The organism is Pseudomonadota bacterium (assembly GCA_018817425.1).
GTDB lineage: Bacteria > Desulfobacterota > Desulfobacteria > Desulfobacterales > RPRI01 > RPRI01.
In genome coordinates this window covers 1-4,213 of sequence record JAHITX010000045.1, presented here as the reverse complement: position 1 = coordinate 4,213, position 4,213 = coordinate 1, and the positions used below count along the sequence as shown (strand labels likewise).

The window sequence follows — 4,213 nt, the reverse complement described above, 5'->3', positions numbered from 1 at the left end:
TCTCACGCATAAACTCTGAAAGGCTTGACCATTTGGATCTGTAGTGGGGAATATGATCTGGTGAAAAATTATTATCATTGCCGTAATAAAGAATGTAACGTTTTTTAACTTCTTCATCATTAAGATATGTTTCAGGATGCATTCTAACCAATAAATGGAAATGATTGCCCATGATGCAATATCCCAGAATATCGGCAAAATAGATTTTGCTCAATCGCTTGATAATATCAACCAGCTTGTCTTTTTCAATATCATTAAAAGGATACCCATCTAAAGCGGTTCTGGACATAACATGATATACGGTTTTTGATCAGGAACGATCATCCTTGCAATTCTCAGCATATGAATTCCTCACATTTTAAATTGGCCTTTAATATAAAATAGAAGCTGTAGTGTCAAGCATAATTCGCCTGTCCCTTTTATCTTATAACCAGTTCTGCCGTCTTTATCGGCAGAAACTGAATAGTTGGACGATCCGGTTGAACAGCCACTTTCTTTCAACAAAGAAAGTGGCATCAGCGACCTATTTTAATCAAGATGAGTCAAGAGCAGATTTGACCCCACGCCTCATAGTTCTCTTGGGATTCATACTTTTCGCTCGGAATCGATTTGTAGCAGCCCTGGAATAGATGACCGTTTTTTGCCCGCTTGACGTTGCAAGGGAGATATCAAATATTGAGAACTGCCCCCTATGTTTGCTCTCATTCTTCGGCTATTTTTCCACCGTGAAAGGTATGTCCATCTTTTTTTTGGTACGATAACTCAAAGATCTCCTTTCGGGCTTGCTCATTATCGACAATTGCTAAACGGAAAAATGGCTCTTCATTGGTTGAATCAACTTTTATAAAAGTGTCAACAGCGTTTGAAACCTGAATCTGAATTTTGTTTGCCCCCCTTTGGAAAGAACGTTTGCCGCTCCAAGATTGCTTCTTCAAGATATCTTGGCCGCAAGTAACTTCATGCTGACCTTCTGGCAAATCGAAATACCTGAATACTTCCCAGACAATTTCATAAGCCGTGTCATCAACAGTACATAGGGTCGCGTTTTTTACTATACCAATTCCAAATTGAACCGATCTCTTCGTAGATGTGTTTGTTCGGTAGATAAACAGTCTGCCGTTACCATCTGCTGGCGGCGCCAGTGTTGTTGCCATCTTGCCATAAGTTTCGCCAGTTACCCAGGATTTAGCCATTGAGTCAGCCAGCATCCCAGCACAGCCGGTAAGAAAAGTCAGTGTGCAGATTACGATTGTTAATCCCAAAAACAATTTAATTGAAAATCCGACGGTTTTACTGCAACTCAGAGGGAACATTAGCTTTTTCAATCTTACTCTCCTTAATATGTGGTTTTTACTGAAGAATATATCCGCCTAACTTTTTCGAAGCCTGGGGTCAAACAAGGACGATGGGTCAGGTCTCAAAATTTGTCAAGTTAGTTCATATTTCATGACCCCGATAGCAGACCCCGATAGCACTTTTAAAGCGGTTAAAGAAGAAATCTCCAACAGCTTTCGTTTGCGCTTCTTAATCACTAATCAAGGATTTGACACAGATCTTTCAGATCTCTTTGACAGCGATCTCTTTTATTACTTTGAGATATGGCAGTTATAGGGTACATTGAAGAATGTCGGATAACCGTATGACAGCCTGCATCTTTAAGCATAGACATTAACCTTATCACATCGTACTTCTGGCCCGCTTCAAATACAAGTTTACACTTGCCGACTCTATTTTGTGGTCGAGGTGTATAACTTTGGTAAAAGTAATCGACTTCATGTTCACCTGGACTTACGTAAACAGCCGGGCCAAAGGGAGTTACTATCCCGTCAATTGATAATATACGTCTAAACTCCTTAAAACTACCTGTACCTTCTACCCTTGCTAATTCGTTCTGCGGGATATTGCTAAGATGTTTTGGTATAAACACTGATGCAGAACAACCAGCTATAAATACTATACACAAAACAAGAACCGGCGTAATTATTGTTGCCAACGTTTTCACAATAAGCCTCCGCATACCCTTTCTTAAGCCATCTGTTTATACCCCTTAATCACGATTATTCAATTCACCCGCTGCCTTCAAATGTTGTATTTCGGCATAATCCTATTTTACGATTTTACTGCAAAAAACCAGGTCGGTGTTGCATATATAAATTTCTGCCATTTGTTCAGCTTTAACAGGAGCCTTAACAATATAATAATCATTAACCCTGTCTATTTCATAGTGCCAACTTATTTGCTCAAGACACTGTTTATTAAAATCATGCAGTGTTTTATGGATTAACATCGCATTATTTATACTAAGATTCTCTCCCTTGTAGTAACTCTGGGATTTTCTGAGATTTATAGTTCCGACTACTCCTATTCTTCCATTGTGTATTATAATTTTTGATTTCTCGTTCATTTCCGACTTTGCCCATGACCCTCCGGCATAAGATATTAATATCTCTAAGGGGCCTTCGATTTCGTTTAGATATTTACTATCATTCCAGCCTTTATGTATTCCAGAATAATATTTTACATTTCGATCTTCAATGAGCTTAATTGTTATTTGTTCCTTTGACATAACATACATAGTCCCGCCCCTAAATTCCCATGTTAACGGCAAGCCAACAACAGGGATTTCCACATTGGGCAGAAAGCAGAGTTCTGTTATCTTTGGGCCAGTAGCACAAGAATTTACAAAGCATAACAACAATAAAGAAAACGCAATTAATAAGATGTTTTTCATCCACATGATGAGTTCCCTCCTAATTTGCTTTTAGTAGCCGAACGCCCCTAATCAGTGATCCGGCCTTTTAGGACCGCTGAATTAGGCAGGGTTTGTGATTATTTCATAATTTCTCAAAAAGTTCGGGCGTTGGGCCTGGCTGTGGGAGATATTTTCTAATCTTTTTTCCCGATCATGACGCCGCCGTTTCTCTCAACAAATGGCATGCCTGCTGCTTTCATCCATGATTTGACTTCCGACTCGGTAAATGTGTCGCCACCGGGAGTATTTACTAACATGTTCAAGGCAAAAATAGCGTCAAACGCCGGACTGGTGCGGTCGTCATTCATAATAAAATCCGAAAAGAAAAAATAGAAGAAAAAATAGGGGTCAAGTCCGCTTTTGGCTCTTATTAGACAAATTAATAAGTTCATTTATACGACGTTTCCTTAATGATTTATCAGTCTGAACTGCTTTTGAACCCGTTCAAGAATACTGCTTATAAAACTGTTTTTTCAATGCTAAATTACCTGCCTATTTGTTTCATGTTATTCCGCCGGAAACCCTCTGAAGAGACAAATCGACGCATATTTTTTTAATTATTATAAAATAAAACGAAACACAAGAGCCAAAAGCGGACTTGATAATCATATAAAGGGTTAAGTTCATACACAAGATTTAAAAATATTAAGACACCTCCTTATCCATAGGTGTTAAACTATGGAACCAGTTCGCATAAGCGTAACGAGATATTATTAACTTTTTGGATTTCGGAAGTGTCTTATGAAAGCATACGCAGGAATCGATTTACATTCAAGCAATAATTTTATCGGTATTATCAATGAACAGGATCAAAGATTATTTCAGAAGAGGTTACCGAATGAATTGGGGGCTGTCTTGCAGGCTTTGGAGCCGTTTAAGGAATCTTTAGAAGGCGTTGTTGTTGAATCGACCTACAACTGGTATTGGATAGTAGACGGTCTGGAGCAACAAGGATATAAAGTATCTCTGGCGAATCCTTCAGCAATAAAGCAATATGAAGGTCTAAAACACACAGACGACAAATGGGATTCATTCTGGCTGGCTCATATGAAAAGATTAAATATACTGCCAACAGGATATATATATCCAAAAGAAGAACGGCATGTGAGAGATACACTGAGAAGAAGACTCTTGTTTGTCCGACACAGGACATCTCATATTTTAAGCCTCCAGAGCGCGATTACGAGAAATCTTGGCACAAAGATGTCGGGAGTGAAAATCAAAAGACTTAATGAGCAGAGTGCTGAAGAATTGTTTAGCGATCCTTTCTTAATCTTGACGGCAAAAAACCATATATCCGTAATAAATTTTTTAAGCACTAGGATTAAGGAGATTGAGAAGGCGGTAACATCCCATGTGAAGATCAAGCCGGAATTTAAACTTCTTCTTACTTTGCCTGGTATTGGGATTATCCTGGGGTTGACGGTCATGCTTGAGGTTGGAGACATAAAGAGATTTGCT

6 protein-coding genes are annotated in these 4,213 nt (G+C 38.8%); 1 reads left to right on the top strand and 5 read right to left on the bottom strand.

The window, feature by feature from the left end; genetic code table 11:
• The 5 genes from KKC46_09080 to KKC46_09060 all read right to left on the bottom strand — a co-directional run.
• Nucleotides 1–289, bottom strand: a 289-nt coding sequence (locus KKC46_09080; protein ID MBU1053968.1) for a transposase, incomplete at its 3' end; no start/stop codon positions are given.
• Nucleotides 290–701: 412 nt separating this feature from the next.
• The gene (locus KKC46_09075) at nt 702–1,325 is read right to left on the bottom strand and encodes a hypothetical protein (GenBank protein ID MBU1053967.1); all 624 of its coding nucleotides are present in this window, start codon (nt 1,323–1,325) and stop codon (nt 702–704) included.
• A 206-nt stretch (nt 1,326–1,531) separates the two neighbouring features.
• The gene (locus KKC46_09070; protein ID MBU1053966.1) at nt 1,532–2,002 is read right to left on the bottom strand and encodes a hypothetical protein; all 471 of its coding nucleotides are present in this window, start codon (nt 2,000–2,002) and stop codon (nt 1,532–1,534) included.
• 102 nt (nt 2,003–2,104) lie between these two features.
• Nucleotides 2,105–2,737, bottom strand: coding sequence for a hypothetical protein (locus tag KKC46_09065; protein MBU1053965.1), 633 nt, complete (start codon nt 2,735–2,737; stop codon nt 2,105–2,107).
• A gap of 149 nt (nt 2,738–2,886) precedes the next feature.
• Nucleotides 2,887–3,060 carry a hypothetical protein gene (locus KKC46_09060; protein ID MBU1053964.1) on the bottom strand — a complete coding sequence of 58 codons (174 nt, stop codon included), beginning with the start codon at nt 3,058–3,060 and terminating at the stop codon, nt 2,887–2,889.
• A 433-nt stretch (nt 3,061–3,493) separates the two neighbouring features.
• Here KKC46_09060 and KKC46_09055 point away from each other — a divergent pair.
• Nucleotides 3,494–4,213: transposase (locus KKC46_09055; GenBank protein MBU1053963.1), on the top strand; the 720-nt coding region annotated here is incomplete at its 3' end.

Excerpts from the sequence above, each read along its gene's own strand:
- KKC46_09065 (MBU1053965.1), bottom strand. The coding sequence starts at position 2,737 with ATGTGGATGAAAAACATCTTATTAATTGCGTTTTCTTTATTGTTGTTA.
- KKC46_09060 (MBU1053964.1), bottom strand. The coding sequence starts at position 3,060 with ATGAATGACGACCGCACCAGTCCGGCGTTTGACGCTATTTTTGCCTTG.